The 14,449-nt window shown below is 71.4% G+C and carries 12 protein-coding genes; 8 read left to right on the forward strand and 4 right to left on the reverse strand.

The window, feature by feature from the left end:
* Window positions 1-36 precede the first annotated feature (36 nt).
* The 3 genes from BLA60_RS03970 to BLA60_RS03980 are packed head-to-tail and all read left to right on the forward strand — an operon-like array spanning window position 37 to window position 3,775.
* A complete protein-coding gene (locus BLA60_RS03970) occupies window positions 37-621 on the forward strand; it encodes a toll/interleukin-1 receptor domain-containing protein (protein ID WP_075131249.1) in 585 nt (194 codons plus the stop codon).
* Window positions 618-2,681 (forward strand): hypothetical protein, encoded by a 2,064-nt coding sequence (locus BLA60_RS03975; protein ID WP_075131250.1) that lies wholly within the window; start codon window positions 618-620, stop codon window positions 2,679-2,681. The genes BLA60_RS03970 and BLA60_RS03975 overlap by 4 nt, the downstream gene beginning before the upstream one ends.
* The gene (locus BLA60_RS03980; RefSeq protein ID WP_154814090.1) at window positions 2,681-3,775 is read left to right on the forward strand and encodes a hypothetical protein; all 1,095 of its coding nucleotides are present in this window, start codon (window positions 2,681-2,683) and stop codon (window positions 3,773-3,775) included. Before BLA60_RS03975 ends, BLA60_RS03980 begins: the two co-directional genes overlap by 1 nt.
* A gap of 13 nt (window positions 3,776-3,788) precedes the next feature.
* On the opposite strand, the gene BLA60_RS03985 is transcribed toward BLA60_RS03980, so the two are convergent.
* The gene (locus BLA60_RS03985; RefSeq protein WP_075131252.1) at window positions 3,789-5,246 is read right to left on the reverse strand and encodes an FAD-dependent oxidoreductase; all 1,458 of its coding nucleotides are present in this window, start codon (window positions 5,244-5,246) and stop codon (window positions 3,789-3,791) included.
* A gap of 100 nt (window positions 5,247-5,346) precedes the next feature.
* On the opposite strand from BLA60_RS03985, the gene BLA60_RS03990 reads away from it, so the two are divergent.
* Window positions 5,347-5,934: a TetR/AcrR family transcriptional regulator gene (locus BLA60_RS03990; RefSeq protein WP_075131253.1), complete on the forward strand. Its 588-nt coding sequence runs from the start codon at window positions 5,347-5,349 to the stop codon at window positions 5,932-5,934.
* 6 nt (window positions 5,935-5,940) lie between these two features.
* On the opposite strand, the gene BLA60_RS03995 is transcribed toward BLA60_RS03990, so the two are convergent.
* Window positions 5,941-6,819: a DinB family protein gene (locus BLA60_RS03995; RefSeq protein WP_245811802.1), complete on the reverse strand. Its 879-nt coding sequence runs from the start codon at window positions 6,817-6,819 to the stop codon at window positions 5,941-5,943.
* Here BLA60_RS03995 and BLA60_RS04000 point away from each other — a divergent pair.
* Window positions 6,800-7,273, forward strand: coding sequence for a hypothetical protein (locus BLA60_RS04000; RefSeq protein WP_154814091.1), 474 nt, complete (start codon window positions 6,800-6,802; stop codon window positions 7,271-7,273). The genes BLA60_RS03995 and BLA60_RS04000 overlap by 20 nt on opposite strands.
* Window positions 7,274-7,346: 73 nt before the next feature.
* On the opposite strand, the gene BLA60_RS04005 is transcribed toward BLA60_RS04000, so the two are convergent.
* The gene (locus BLA60_RS04005; protein WP_075131256.1) at window positions 7,347-9,479 is read right to left on the reverse strand and encodes a sialate O-acetylesterase; all 2,133 of its coding nucleotides are present in this window, start codon (window positions 9,477-9,479) and stop codon (window positions 7,347-7,349) included.
* A gap of 83 nt (window positions 9,480-9,562) precedes the next feature.
* Window positions 9,563-10,294 (reverse strand): FadR/GntR family transcriptional regulator, encoded by a 732-nt coding sequence (locus BLA60_RS04010; RefSeq protein ID WP_211288576.1) that lies wholly within the window; start codon window positions 10,292-10,294, stop codon window positions 9,563-9,565.
* 137 nt (window positions 10,295-10,431) lie between these two features.
* Here BLA60_RS04010 and BLA60_RS04015 point away from each other — a divergent pair, with 137 nt between their 5' ends.
* The 3 genes from BLA60_RS04015 to BLA60_RS04025 all read left to right on the forward strand — a co-directional run bounded on the left by BLA60_RS04015 (window position 10,432) and on the right by BLA60_RS04025 (window position 14,425).
* A complete protein-coding gene (locus BLA60_RS04015; protein WP_245811803.1) occupies window positions 10,432-12,546 on the forward strand; it encodes a dipeptide ABC transporter ATP-binding protein in 2,115 nt (704 codons plus the stop codon).
* A 64-nt stretch (window positions 12,547-12,610) separates the two neighbouring features.
* Window positions 12,611-13,477, forward strand: coding sequence for an ABC transporter permease (locus tag BLA60_RS04020; protein WP_075131257.1), 867 nt, complete (start codon window positions 12,611-12,613; stop codon window positions 13,475-13,477).
* Window positions 13,478-14,425: an ABC transporter permease gene (locus BLA60_RS04025; protein WP_075131258.1), complete on the forward strand. Its 948-nt coding sequence runs from the start codon at window positions 13,478-13,480 to the stop codon at window positions 14,423-14,425.
* The last annotated feature ends 24 nt before the right edge of the window (window positions 14,426-14,449 follow it).

The raw sequence follows: 14,449 nt of genomic DNA on the forward strand, positions 1-14,449 counted from the left end.
CCCTACGTCGCGCCAACCTGGATGGAACGGAGCACAGTGAGAGTTTTCCTGAACTACCGAACCGACGACGAGGGGAGTACGGCGCTCGCGGTGTCCCGGTACCTGTGCGAACGGATCGGTGAACCCAACGTCTTCCTCGACAAGCGGTCCATCGACCCGGGGACGCTGTTCGACGACGCGATCCTGCGCAACCTCTGGCGCAGCGACGTGTTGGTGGCGATCATGGGTCGCGACTGGCTCGGGTTCCCCGGTCGTGCCGGCGGTCGTGCCATCGACGACCCTGAGGACTGGGTCCGCCGCGAACTGGTCGAGGCGCTGACCCACCAGGTCCGGATCGTGCCGTTCCTGGTCGGGGGCGCACCCCGGCTGGTCAGTGACGACCTGCCGCCCGAACTCGTCGATCTGGTCCGGTACCAGGACGTGCGGTTCGAACTCCGCACCCCGGAGGCGGCCTTCGCCCGCCTCGACCGGATCCTCGGCCTGCCCGACGCTGACGAGCCGGCTCGCGGCCGTGGCCGGTCCGGCGGCATCGGGTCGGTACGCGGCAACCGCAACATCTCCATCACCGACCCGCGCGGAGCGGTGACCATCGGAGATCCGTTCCCCAGGAACGAGACATGAGCGGAACCGAGATCGTGGAGGCGCGGGTCCACGAGGACGACTGGATCGAGGACGGGCCCGCCGACGGTCAGTCGGGCGGGATCGGGGAGGTGTGGGGAGACCACAACATCAGCATCACCGATCCCTCGGGCGGAGTCTCGATCATCGAACGGGTGCAGTTCTACGTCCAGTCCAGCACCGCGGAGCCGGGAACTGGCCGTTCGCGGCGGCTCGTGCCCGAGGACATCCTCACCGACCTCACCGCGCGCTTCGTCGTCACACCCGGCTACGGGGACCTGGTCCGACGTCTTCGCGAGCCCGCGACGGTCGTCATCTCCGGGGAGCCCGGCTCCGGCCGGCACGCCGCCGCGCTGATGGTGTTGAAGGAGTCCGGCACCGGAGCGACCCGGTTCCGGGAACTGCCCGACGACGGCGACGTCGATGAGCCGGTCTTCGACGAGGACGCCATCGAGTCGGGCGAACGACTGCTCCTCGATCTGTCCTCGGTGACGAATCCGCTTCCCGGCAAGGTGCTCGCCACCATCCGCTCCTACCGGGCGAGGGTCGCCGAGCGGCAGGCCTACCTCGCGATCGTCCTGGCCCCGGAGCTGCACCACGTCGGCGCCGAGCTGGGCACCGAGGTGGTGCACATCAGCAGACCGAACGGCAGGGAGGTCTTCCTCCGCCACCTGCGAGCCTCCGGCATCGAGGTCGATGAGCACGAGTTGCGGGACGAGAAGCTCACCGGGCACCTCACCCAGGACCCGATGCGCCACGTCGCCGCACTCGCCGGGCGGGTGCGGTCGGCCCGCCTGGCGGCGGGCGGAGCTGGTGGGTTGCCGGCGTGGCTCGCCGCCGCGCTGGCGCCCGACACCCAACGCGACGCGGCCGCGCGGTTCGTGAAGGACAATCCGGACGGCCGGGTACGGGCGTTGCTGCTCGCCGCCGCGCTGTTCGAGGACGCGGCCCCTGAGGCCGTGGCGTTCGCCGCGACGGCGCTGCTCGAGGTCGTCGGGTACCCGGCCCACGACGAGCACCGGCTCAACCTGCCCGACCTCGCGGAGGCTCTCGCCGGGGTGGACGCGTCGGTCGGAGACGGCCGGGTGCGGTTCCGGTCGCTGGGCTTCGGTGACGCTGTGCGGACACACTTCTGGGGCATGTTCCCGGATCTGCGCATCGACCTGCGTCGGTGGCTCGACCGGTGCGTGCAGCCGAGGTGGTTGTCGGCCGACGCCCGGACGGCCGCGTTCTCGCGTTACACGGACCAGTCCCTGTGGCTCGGTCACCCGGAGGACGTGTGCGCGCTGGTCGAGCTGCAGGCCCGCCGCTCTCCGCTGGGGCTGGACCAGCGGCTCGACGCGGCCGGTGCGGCCCTCACCCGAGGACTGCTGAGCGAGCACGGCTCGTGGTTTCGACGCCGGATCTACCACTGGGCGCTCGATCGCGGCCTGTGGCCGAGTTTGGCGAGACTGCTCGTCGGCCTCTGTGTCGGGGTGATCGCACCGGGCCAGCCGCAGCAGGCGTTGGTGCGACTGCGGCACTTCACGCGCCATCAGCAGCCCGCCGTCGTCGCGGAGGCACGTGCGGCGCTGACCGAGCTCGCCGCCAACGGCCTGTTCGCCCGTCACCTCCTTGCCCGAATCCACGACGACCTGACCGGCGACCGGCCGACGGAGGTCGACTACGACCTGTTCACCGACATCGCCGACCCCGTCCGGCTGTCAGCGGGTGCTGGCAGGTTTCCGCACGTGGCTGACCCGGCCGTCGCCACCATGCTGGCCGCCGGCTGGGCCGCCGTGCTGTCGGACCGGCCCTACGACCAGGTCGCCGTCGCGGTCGGCCGGTGGCTCGACGCCCACGCCGAGCAACCTCACCGCGACGCACTGCTGGCCGTCCTCGCGGCTGCCGCCCGGAAGAACACCCGGGCGCGGGCCGTGCTCTACGCGGTGTCCCGGGACTGGATCGTGTCGTCACCGCCGGACAAGCGCCGCGACCGGCTGCCCACCGCGGCCCTCCTGCGGCAGATGTGCACGCGGGTCTCCACCCCACCGACCAGAGCGACGCAGGGAGTCACCCAGTGATGGTGAGCGACAAGGCCTACCTGACCGTCACCGCCGTGGTGTCGGTCCTCGTCCTCATGCTGGCGTCTCTCACGGGCGTGGCGTGGTGGCTGTCCGTACCGTTCTGCCTGTTGATCATGGTTGGCGGCCTGCTCGCGAAACGCCACGTCGAGAACAAGCGGGTGGTGGCACCTGCGCCGCCTTCGATGTCCTACCAGCCGCCGCCCCCGCCGGCGACCGTGTCCGTCCAGGGAATCGCGTTGCCGAGTGCGCACCCCGACTACCGATTCCTGTTGCACGGCACCATTGTGTGGCGACTTCCCGGCCCGCACGCGAGCCCGCACCCGCGTCCGGAACAACTCGCGATCGATGCGCTTCGGGAACGGGCGGCGCGGTTCACCGAGGGCGAGTCGCCGGCCGACGTCGACCTGCTGGCGACCCGCCTGGGAACCGAGCTGTCCTTCCCTCGGCCGGACCGGACCGGAACGCTCGAGGTCTGGGCGCAGGACACGATCCTGGCGATCCCGGACGATGACCGCGTCCGGCTGAACAAGATCGCCGCGGTCCGCAAGAACGAGGAGGTCTGGGACCATGAGCGGGCGTATGAACGGAACAAGCGCGCCTACCTGCGCGACGACGTTCTCACGACGACGAGCAGTGCGGTCGTGTGGTGGCTGGCGCAGGACACCACGCGTGTCAGCGACACGGTCAGCCTGATCGGCACCCTCGCCCAGTTGGTGGCCGCTGCCCAGAACCGCGAGGTCGAACCGCTGTTCCAGTCGTTCGTTCGCGACCTGTCCGAGGCTGGGGAGATCGTCGAGCGCGGCGCGGACACCGAACCGGATCCGGACCTCGACGCACTGGACCGGTTGATGGCCAACCTCGTGCCGGACGATTCCGGACCCGAGCAGGCCGACCTGGCCGACCGACTCGCGGGAATCGCCGAGGAGGCGGGGGCCACCGACCTCGCCAGCGTGATCCGCGAACGGTTCGGTGCGCCCGTCTTCACCGAGCAGGACTCGTGGTTCGCCGGGTTGGCGGCCCAACCGGGTGCGCCGGGTCCCCAGGACTCGTCCCCTGGCACGAACGGAACGTCCCCACCCGCCGCTGGATAGACGAAGGCGCCGGTCACCGGATGACCGGCCGCGCCGCGACGTGGGCCTGGTCGGTGACCGGCCTGCCGGCCAGTGCGGTGAGCGTGTCCCGCAGCGCGGTCGGGTCCGGGGTGCCGGTGAAGATCTTCGCCACGTAGCCGTCGGGGCGGACGAGAACCGTGTCGGTGCGCGGTTGTGCCGGGGTGACGACCCGCACGCGGTCGTCCCAGCCGGTGAGGTCGGCGGCGCCCACGAGTACGAAACGGCCGCCGCGCAGGGCTTCGTACAGTCGGGTGCCGTCGGCGAGGGGCAGGTCGGGCTGGCGGGTGCCGGTCAGCCGGTGCTCGCCGGCGGGGGCGGGGTAGCGGAAACCCAGCGCTGTCAGGCGGCCGGTGAGCGTGCGGTGGATGGCGGGGACGCGCAGGGCGATGCCGCCGACCATCCCGCGCAGCGCACGCGTGACACGGGACCGCGCCATCGCCAGCCGGATCAGGGTGCCGCTGATCCGCAGGACCTCCTCGCCGACCGGGTGGCGTTCGGTCTGGTACGTGTCGAGCAGGGCGTCGGGCGCGCCGTGGAGCACCGCCGCCAGCTTCCAGCTCAGGTTCGCCGCGTCCTGAAGGCCGGTGTTCATGCCCATTCCGCCGGCGGGGGAGTGGACGTGGGCGGCGTCGCCGGCCAGGAACACCCGACCCAGGCGGTAGTGCGGTGCCTGCCGTTCGTCGCTGTGGAAGCGGGACAGCCAGCGGGCCTCGTACATGCCGAAGTCGGTGCCCAGCGCCCGCCTGGTGATCGCGCGGACCTCGTCGAGCTCCAACGGGGTGTCGTCGGTGACGTCGCCGCGCCGGTCCCACGCGAAGACCCGCCACCACCCGTCGCCGAACGGGGCGATGAACGTGAACTCCGAGCCGGAACCGTTGACTGTCAACGTGTCCGGCGGTGTCTCGCGCAACCGCACGTCCGCCAGCATGATCGACTTCAGCACCGACCTGCCGGGGAACGGCTGGCCGAGGGCGTCGCGCACCGCGCTGTGGAAGCCGTCGGCGCCGACCACGTAATCCGCGCGGTAGGTCCCGCCTGTCGTGTCGACCTCGGCGCCGGTGGCGTCCTGGCGCACCGCGGTCACCGCAGCGTCGTACACGATCTTCGCCCCGGCCTCGACCGCCCGCGCCAGCAACGCACGCTCCACGTTGTACTGCGGGGTCACCAGCATGTAAGGGAACCGGCTCGCCAGCCTGCCGAGGTCCACGCGCACGCGCCTGAACAGCTCGACGCTGGTGACGCGCCCGACCCCCGTGCGGTCCAGCTCCTCGACCAGGCCCCTGGCGTCCAGCATCTCCAGGGTGCGGGCGTGCACGGCGAACGCCCGCGACAGGTTCGACACCCGGCCGTCGCGCTTGTCCAGCACGGTCACCGTGACACCGGATTCGGCCAGGTCGCCCGCCAGCAGCAGTCCGGTGGGGCCCGCGCCGACCACGATCACCTCGGACATGTCCGCCTCCTTAGGTCAACACTTGTTTGCCAACGTCTGTTGGCAACGATAGGACGGCCGAACTCGACATGTCAACACGTGTTGGCCTACAGTTGTTGGCATGACGGAGGCGGGGAGCACGGAGACCACCAGGGCGCGCCGCTCGGACGCGACGAGGGCGGCGATCCTCACGGCCGCGCGGGAACGCTTCGCGGCGGAGGGCTACGAGCGGGCCACGATCCGGGCGATCGCCGCCGACGCGCGCATCGACCCGTCGATGGTCATGCGCTACTACGGCAACAAGGAGAAGCTGTTCGCCGCCGCCGCGGAGTTCGACCTTCGGCTACCGGACCTGACCGAGGTGCCGCGCGCGGAGGTCGGGGCCCGGCTGACTGGTCACCTCGTCGACCGCTGGGAGCACGACGACACGCTCATGGCACTACTGCGGGCGGCGGTCACCAACCAGGCCGCGGCCGAGCGCATGCGCGTGCTCTTCGCGACCCAGCTCGGGCCCACGGTCGCGGCGCTGGTCGAGGACCCGGCCGAGGCCCCGGAGCGGGCCGGGCTGGTCGCCACCCAGGCACTGGGGTTCGCGCTGACCAGGTACGTGCTGTGCCTGCCGTCGGTCGTCGCGCTGGACCGGGCCGCCGTCGTGGCGTGGCTGGGCCCCACCCTGCAGCGGTACCTGACCGGCGAGCAGGGGGAGTAGCCGGCCCTACTCGGCGTCGCGCGCCTCGATCAGGTCAAGGTCGCGGACACAGAAACCGTGGTGCTCGAAGGTCTCGTTGAGCACCGTGCCGAGACACTGGCGCACCGAACGGCCTCGGGCGTACGGCGGCCACACATCGTCATCGGGCACCGGTGCCGGCGCCGCGAGCCGCTCGACGGTGACGTCGGCGAGCCACGCCTCAAGCTCGGCGGCCTGGGCCGCACGTACGCTCACGATCTCGTCGAAGTCCGGATCGAGCGAGAGGTCCAGGCCGTGCGCCTCACGGTAGGGCTCGACGGTCGGCCCGATACCCATCGGTGTGAACAGCTCCGTCGACCCCAGGCAGCAGCGACGGAACCACGAGTCGTGGACGAAGACCAGGTGGCGCATCGTCTGCGCCGCCGACCACTCGTCGTTCACGCTGCGACGCTCGACACCCGGCGTACGGCGCATGCGCCCGACCGTGGCAATCCAGTCGGCCCGGAGCTGACGCGACGCCGCCAGCAGATCGGTGGGCTCCTCGGAGCGGATCAACACCCGCACCGGATGACGCCGGTCGAGCTCCGCCTCGACGTACCCGCTGACCTCGACACCGTTCACCACGAGGTTGGTGACGAGGCCGTCGATCACGGCGTCCCGCATGACGACGCCGATCAGGCGTGCCCCGGTCAGATCGCACTCGCGGAACTCCGCACCGCCCAGATCCTCATCGATGTACCGCGTCATGCTCGGCATCCTAGGTCCGAGCACCGACAGACGAGCCTGCCCGGCCTGATGGCCCTGCTGACCGCATCTGCCCGGCCGTGCGGATCCGGTTGGCGCGAGTCGCACCACCGAAGGAGGTCGCTGCGGCAGAATCTCGAGTGTGCCCAGCTCCGTAGACACCCGGTCAGGTTTCGCGCTGGTGCCGGTCCGCCGCCGGGACGCCCGTCGCCTGGTCGAGTCCGGCCCGCCAAGAGGTGTCGTCCTCCCCCTGAAACACGGCGGACAGGACGACCCGCGCTATCCCTCACCGCACAGCTTCCGCTTCGGCGTCGGGTTCACCGTCGACCTGGTGCTGCATCTGGCGTGCGCGGTGGCGGCGGTCGTCGTCGTGTCCCGCGTCGACACGCTGCCGTTCGCCGTGATCCTGCTCGCCGGGCCGGCCACGTTCATCGCCGTCTCGGTGGCCCACCGCATCTTCGTGCAACACGCGATCCACACCACGCTCGGCAAGGCGCTCACCGGCGTCCGGTACATCCGCGACGACAGCGGCGGCCCGCCGACGCTGGGATCGCTCACCAAGGCCTGGTTCACCGGCGTCCTCGTCGGGATCGCCAACGTACTGTCAGGCTTCTGACCGCGACGTCCGCCTGTTGGCGCGCGGACCGCGGGACCGGTCCGCGCGGCCGGGTCGTCGCCGTCGTTGGTGGCTAGGCTGTCCGTCCGTGCTTCTGGTCGACGGGGAGCTGGAAGGCGAGCAGGCCGATGCCCAGGGCGTCGATCACGCGCGGACCCGCGTGGCGGTGGGCCACGTAGGCCACGGTGGCGTCGGCGGGAACCGGCCGGTCGAGGGTCACCACCAGCCCGCGGCCCCGCTGCCAGCGCACGGATTCCACGACCGCACCCGGTACCCGGAAGTCGGCGTTGGCGCCGTCCTCGACGGTAAGTGGGGAACTGGGGGAGTGGAGTTCCACCACGAGCTGGTTCGGCGCGTCGTCGACCCGGTGGGCCTGCCTGGGGTTCGGTGGTGCCAGTCGCGGCGCGCCAGGGCGGTACAGGTCGTCCAGGAGCAGGGCCGCGTTCTGTTCGCCGAGGGTGCGGTACCCGTCGACGTAGTCGAAGTGGCAGCCGTCGTGGCCGTTGAGGCCGGTGGTTGACTGCAGGCGCAGGTTTCCGATGATCTCCGGCAGGCGTCGCTGCGCGTCTCGAAGCGCCACCGGGTCCGACTCGAGGCATGGGGAGCTGCGGACCTGGTGTACGTACACGGGCAGCGTGGCGCCGAGGTCCCGGCGCCAGTCGGCGACCAGTTCGGTGAACCCGGCGACGTGAACCCCGGCGCGGTCGCGGTCGGCCTCACCTTGGTACCACAGCATGACGTCGATGGCGTCCGGTCCGGCCAGGCCCGCTCGGGTGAGGCGGCTCAGCAGCATCCCGTAGCTGGTCGAACCGTCGGTCGGGTCGTTGTCGTTACGGGCGAAGTAGCTGATCGGCTGGCCGCCGCGGGCTCCGTTGACGATGGCGATCGGGACGCGGAGCCGCGCCGACATCAGCTGCCCCATCCTGATCGCCCACTGGCCGACAGCCGCGACCCGCTGGATGTTGTCGCCGGTGGCGTAGGTCCAGCCGCCGATGGCGGCGGCCAGTTCGGGACGGTTGTTGTTGGACGTACCGAACGTGCGGACCCAGCGGGACCGGTCGGCCTCCGAGGTCGTCGCGTTCGGCTGCTTGCCGGCCTGCGCGTTCGACTGGCCCTGCACGACGATCACGTCACCCGCGACGACGTCGACCGCTCGGCTGATGCGATGGCGGGCGCCGTCGGAGGTGAGCGCGACCAGGTCCAGGTCGGTCGACGTCAGCGCCACCGGCAGCGTGGCGGTGAAGGAGAACCGGGGTCGCGCCGGGGACACGGTGGCCCGTTGGACCGTCCGCCTGCCCTCGCGGGTGGTGCGCAGTTCGACCGCGGTGACGTCCGGGTCGGTCGCCACCCCGCTGACCGGTACCCGCACGGTCGTGGCGGTCCGGCCGGGGCGGGGGACCACCTGCCGCGACGTGGGCGCGGTGTCCACCCGGACCAGCGAGGGCCGGGCGTAGAAGGCGAGGCGCCTGCCGGTGTGGTCGGCCGCGTTCTTCGCGGCCGTCCAGTCGGTGTTCGCGCCCGGGGCCGCGCCGATGCCGACGTCCATCGTCTGTGGGCCGGGCGCGGTGAACCCGTTGACCGACAGCACCGGGGTCGCGGTCGCCGTGTCCGCCGTCCGAGGGCCACGGGCGTCACCGGCGTCGGCGAACGCGTGTACCTGGAACGAGCCGTAGCCGTTGGCCCACAGGACGGCGTCGTCGGCGTCGTGGGCCGTCTCGGACGCACCCGGGATCTGCCCGGAACCTGTCGCGTCGGAACGGTTGGGCCACAGCTCGACCCATCCGGCGCCGCCGTCGACCGTCGTGACGCCCGGTACGTTGGAGGCCACGGTCAGGTCGTCGACGAACTGGTGGCGTGACCGCTCCATGCGGGTCGGCAGACCCAGGTCGTCGACATCGGCGCCCAGCGCCTCCATCGACGTCCACACCCAGTTCGTGCCCTCGTCGGTGGTGAGCTCCAGGCAGTAGCCGAACCGGTCGGCGCCGCCGTTGAGGACCGTGGTGTCCTCGAACGTGTACGGCGGGGTCTGGTCCAGCCAGTTCGCGGCGGTGGGCAGGTCGAGCAGCCGCACCAGCCGGTAACCGTCGGCCTCGGCGGCGCAGGACGTCGACGGGGCCGGGTCGGCGGTGGCACCAGGGGGAGCGGAGACCGTGGCCACGGCCAACACGAGCGCGATACCGGCGCCGGCCAGGCGGCTGAGCGTCATGGTCACTCCTTTGTGGATGGACGGCGGGGCAGGCGTCGGTTCGGACCGATCGCGGTCCACCACGACGCTGTTCGGCGGTCCGGTCAACCGGCCCGCGTGGTGTCCGGTGGGTCCTCCGCGAGCTTGGACTCGATGCCGATGTAGTGGTCCTGGATCGCTGTCCGTGCCTTGTCCGGGTCGCCGGTCAGGATCGCGTCGAGGATGGCGGCGTGGCCGTGGTAGGCGTTCATCGGTGTGCGGCCGCGTGCCGGGGGAGCCGCCGCGTGGAATGCCAGCCAGAACAGGTCGAACAGCCGCAGCAGCATCGTGTTGCCGAGATCGCGGAACAGTAGTTGGTGGAACATTCGGTCCTGCTCGACGAAGCTCTCGTCGCGTTCCGCGAGCCCACGCATCGCGGTCAGCGTCTCCCGCAGTTCGGTGAGGCTCTCCGGTGTCATGGCGCGCATCGCGTCGGTGATGAGCGCGGTCTCGAGGGTCTTGCGCAGCGCGGCCAGTTCGCGCAGCGCCCGCTTGTCCCGCATGAGGCCGTACGGGAGGTGGTCGAGCAGTGGGTCGAAGGAGAAGTCGCGGACGTACACGCCGCTGCCGCGGCGCGTCTCGAGGACGCCGGTGGATTCCAGGGCCTTGACCGCCTCGCGGACCGAGTTGCGGCTCACCCCGAACACCCTGGCCAGTTCGGCCTCCGGTTTGAGCGGGTCGCCGGGGCGCAGTCCTTCCTTGAGGATGTGGTTCCTGATCTCGTGCTGCACGATCTGGTGCAGCGGAGTCCTGTTGTCCAGCCGACGGAAATCTCCGTCGTCCTGCCGAGTCGCCACGCTTTCGATCAACCTCCCGCTCATGCCGACCTGTAGGATATCTTACGGACCTTGACACTCGAGACACCAGGCCCTTACGGTGCGAAACCTGTAGGACATCTTGCAGAATCTGCAGGTGGACGCCAAGGAGGTCGTCGGTGTCAGGAGCCGTCAACGGCGTGACCGCTCACCGTGACGCCACGTCCGTCGCGCCGGATCCAGGCGCTGGCCCGCCGGTGTTGAGCCTGCGTGACCTCGTCGTCGAGTTCGCCACGCCCGCCGGCGTCGTGCGTGCGGTCAACGGGATGACCTACGACGTCTTCGGCGGCGAGACGCTCGGTGTCGTGGGGGAGACCGGCTCCGGCAAGAGCGTGTCCGTACTCGCCGCGCTGGGTCTGATCAGCACACCCAACCTGCGCCGGGTGACCGGCGAGGTCCTGCTCGGCGACGTCGACCTGCTGACACTGCCCACAGCGGAGCTGCGGCGACGGCTCGGGCGGGACGTGGCCATGGTCTTCCAGGACGCGATCTCCGCGCTGAACCCGGTGCGGCGGGTCGGCGACCAGATCGCCGAGGCGCTGCGGGTGCACGACCGCACCCTGTCGTCCACCGCGGCGCGGGCCCGGGTCGTCGAACTGCTCGGCCTGGTCGGGGTGCCACATCCGGTGACGCGCCACGACCAGTATCCCCACCAGTTCTCCGGTGGCATGTGCCAGCGTGTGATGATCGCGATGGCGATCGCCAACCGGCCGAAGGTCCTGATCGCGGACGAGCCGACGACCGCGCTGGATGTCAGCGTGCAGGCGCAGATCCTGAACCTGTTACGGGTGGCGCGGCAGGAGACCGGCGCGGGCATCGTGCTGATCACCCACGACCTCGGGGTGGTCGCGGAGACCGCCGACCGCGTGGGCGTGACCTACGGCGGCCGGATCGTCGAGTCGGGTGATGTCACCCGGATCTTCACCCGGCCACGGCATCCCTACACGGCGGCACTGCTCGGCGCGCTGCCCCGGCTCGACTCGGCGTCCGACCGGCTGCTCCCGATTCCTGGCCAGCCGCCCGATCCGAGCGAACTGCCGACGGGATGCGCCTTCGCGCCACGGTGCCCGATCTCCCGAGGCCGCGCCGTGTGCACCGAGGCCCGGCCGGAACCCGTGCCCGACGGCAGCGGGGCCAGCGCCTGTCACTTCCCCGACGAGGCGGCGAGCCTGCTCACCGCCCAGGCGGACGACCCGCCGGTCGACCAGGACGATCCGGGAGAACCGGACAACGATCCGGCCCCGGTGCTCGACGTCCACGACGCCGTCGCGCGATTTCCCGTTCGCTCCGGGGTTTTCGCCCGTGCCTGCGCCTGGGTGCACGCCGTGGACGGGGTGTCCCTGCGGGTCCCGGCCGGGCGGACGCTGGGCCTGGTCGGCGAGTCCGGCTGCGGCAAGACCACGCTCGCACGGCTCGTCCTGCGTCTCGTCGAGCCGACCGGCGGCCGGATCCTGGTCGACGGCGACGACGTCGGCAAGGCGGGCCGGTCCCAGCTGCGGCGGATCCGGCGACGCGCGCAGATGGTCTTCCAGGACCCGTACGCCTCGCTGAACCCCCGGCTGTCCGTCGGCGACAACGTCGCGGAACCGCTGCGGCTGCAAGGCCTGTCGCGGGGACAGCGGCGCGGCCAGGTGGCCGACCTGTTCAGCAGGGTGGGCCTGCGGGTCGAGCACGCGGACCGCCTGCCCTCCGAGTTCTCCGGCGGCCAGCGCCAGCGGGTCGCGATCGCGCGGGCGCTGGCCTGCGCACCGGGACTGCTGATCCTCGACGAACCGGTGTCCGCGCTGGACGTCTCCGTGCAGGCACAGGTGCTGAACCTGCTCGCCGACCTTCAACGCGAGACCGCCATGGCGTACCTGTTCGTCAGCCACGACCTCGCGGTGATCCGGCAGGTCGCGGACGAGGTCGCGGTGATGTACCTGGGCCGGATCGTCGAGTCCGGTTCGGTGCGGCGGGTGTACGACGATCCGCGGCACCCGTACACCCGGGCGTTGCTGGCCTCCGTGCCGGTACCGGATCCCGTCGGCCGCGCCGACCGGCAGCGGGTGCCGCTGGGCGGTGACGTCCCCAGCCCGGTGAACCCGCCGTCCGGCTGTCGGTTTCGGACCCGGTGCCCGATCGCCACCGACCGCTGTGCGGCCGAGGAACCACCGTTGCGGCCGGTCGCCGGCGGTTACACCGCCTGCCACTTCGCCGAGGAGACCGTGGGCCTGGCACCGGAGGTGCCCGCGTGAGCGAGCCCGCGAACGCATCGACGCCACCGCGCGAGCGGCGACCCGGAGCCCGTGAGAGGTCGTCATGAGCGCTGGTTCCTCACCGCTGCGCCGGTTCACCCGGTCCCGGTCGGCCGTCGTCGGCGCCACCGGGATGCTGCTGCTGGTCGTCCTCGCGGTGTTCGCACCGCTGATCGCCCCGTTCGACCCGACCGCCCAGGACGGTGATCCGCTGCTCGGCCCGTCCGGGGCGCACCTGCTCGGCACCGACCAGCTCGGCCGCGACATCCTGTCCCGGCTGATCCACGGGGCGCAGGCCTCGCTCATCGCCGCGTCCGGCGCCGCCGCCGTCGGCGCGGGCATCGGGGTGCCGCTGGGGCTGCTCGCCGGTTACCTGGGGCGGTGGGTCGACGCGATCGCGATGCGGCTGGTCGACCTGTTGCTCGCCCTGCCCGGCATCCTCCTCGCCCTGGTCATGATCGTGGTGCTCGGCCCCGGCAGGCTCAACCTGGTCCTCGCCATCGGGATCGGCGCGGTGCCGGAGTTCGCCAGGCTCACCCGGGTCGCCACGCTCGCCGTCCGGGACCGCGACTTCGTCATGGCCGCCAGGGGAATGGGCGCGAGCACACCGGACACGATGCTGCGAACGGTGCTGCCGAACGTGCTCGGCCCGGTCGTCATCCAGGTCGTCGTCACCGCGTCGATGGCGGTCGTGGTCGAGGCGGGCCTGGCCTTCCTCGGTCTCGGCACCCCACCGCCCGCGCCGTCCTGGGGCGGGATGCTCCAGGAAGCCCGCTCGTACCTCTACCAGAGTCCGACCTACGGACTGTTCCCCGGGCTCTGCCTGGTCCTGACCGTGTTCTGCCTGGACCGGATCGGTCGCGGCCTGCAGCTCGCGGTGAGCGGCGGCCCGCACCCGGCGACCCGCCCGAGCACCGGAGGTGCGGTCTAGATGTACGGTCACCTGGTTCGCCGCCTGCTGCAGTTCGTGGTGGTGCTGCTGCTCGGTTCGGTCGCGGTGTGGGGCTTCACGTTCGCGCTGCCCGGCGACCCCGCGACGGTGCTGCTCGGGGCGGACGCGTCCGCCGCCGAGCTGGCCGCGGTCCGCGCCCGGCTCGGCCTGGACGAGTCGATCGTCGGGCAGTACCTGTCGTGGATCGGCCACGCCGTCACCGGCGACCTCGGCGCCTCCTACTACTCGGGGCAGCCGGTGGTCAGCGACCTGTTCGACCGGATCCCGGCGACGGTGCAGCTGGCCGGGTTCGCGATGGTCCTGACACTGCTGATCGCGGTGCCGGTCGGCATCACGGTGGCGCTGCGGCCGTACTCGGTGGTCGGCCGGGTGCTGCAGGGCTACCTCACCGCGGGCCTCGCGGTGCCGACGTTCTGGCTCGGCCTGCTGCTGATCATCGTGCTCGCCGTGCGGCTGCGATGGCTGCCCGCCTCCAGCGACTACGTTCCGCTGTGGGAGAACCCGGCCGGAGCGCTGTCCGCCACGATCCTGCCCGCGGCCGCCATCGCCGTGCACACCTCCAGCGTCACCGCCCGGTTCCTCGCCACCTCACTCGGCGAGGTCATGGGCAAGGACTACATCCGCACCGCCCGCGCCAAGGGCGTGCCGGAACGGGACGTGATCCGTCGCCACGCGCTGCGCAACGCCTCGCTGCCGACGGTCACCGTCGTCGGCCTCCAACTGGGCGGCTTCCTCGGCGGCACCGTCGTCATCGAGGCCGTCTTCAACTATCCCGGCCTCGGCCGCCTGCTCTACACCGCGATCGGCGAACGCGACTACGCGCTCGTGCAGGGCGGTGTGTTGTTCGTCGTCGCCACCTTCCTGCTGCTGAACCTGCTGGTGGACGTGTTCTACGCCGTGCTCGACCCACGTATCCGGCTCACCTGAGACCACCCCTTCGACCCCAGAAGG

Source organism: Actinophytocola xinjiangensis, from assembly GCF_001921215.1.
Classification (GTDB): Bacteria; Actinomycetota; Actinomycetes; order Mycobacteriales; family Pseudonocardiaceae; genus Actinophytocola; species Actinophytocola xinjiangensis.